The following is a 248-nucleotide window of genomic DNA, read 5'->3' as shown; positions in this document are numbered from 1 at the left end:
CCATCCGCTCCATCTCCTGACCTCCTTCTGGACTCCAGAAGGAGACCACCACAGGTCTGGACATCAACGGCTATGCCGCGCGCGACAACACGCGGCTCACCGGACGCTTACGGCCTATCGGCGCGACCTTGCTCATGATGAAAACGCCCGATCCGCATCTATTCAAATCCGGTCGGGATTTGCGGCATGGATGGGCCTGACCCCTAAAGATCACTCGACCGCCGGCAAGACAAGACACGGCGTTATCA

Annotated in this window: 1 pseudogene; it reads left to right on the top strand. The window is 59.3% G+C overall.

Annotation, left to right across the window (positions count from 1 at the left end):
- Positions 1-113: 113 nt before the first annotated feature.
- Positions 114-248 (top strand): annotated as a pseudogene (locus AC0L2P_RS32480) (transposase); the annotation flags it as partial.

This window comes from Mesorhizobium sp. WSM4836 (assembly GCF_055811815.1).
The sequence above is the reverse complement of the archived record's forward strand: the minus strand, read 5'-3'. Positions and strand labels throughout refer to the sequence as shown.